Here is a 239-nt window from a genome sequence, read left to right as displayed (position 1 = left end):
AGCCGATCAGATGCTCGCGCTCCAGCGCATGCTGACGGGTGAACACGAAGTCCAGCCACGGCCAGAACATCCCCTGGTTCGCCGCTGCCTCGGACGCCCGCGCGGCAATCGGCCCGTGCGGGTGGTGCGGCAGATGGCGCACCACATACCGCAGGTCGTCCCCGAAGTGGGCGCGCAGATCGTCCCACGAACCGGTGGCGTGCGCACAGTACGCGCACTCGAAGTCCACGTACTCGACG

General features: G+C 68.2%; 1 protein-coding gene. It reads right to left on the bottom strand.

The genetic code is table 11. From position 1 onward, the window contains the following. Positions 1-239: DsbA family protein (locus tag AC3XQU_RS24780; protein ID WP_489876747.1), on the bottom strand; the 239-nt coding region annotated here is incomplete at both ends.

Source organism: Telluria sp. AZSoR62, assembly GCF_058111565.1.
Note: the sequence above shows the minus strand (reverse complement) of the source record. Positions and strands in the feature narration are given on the sequence as shown.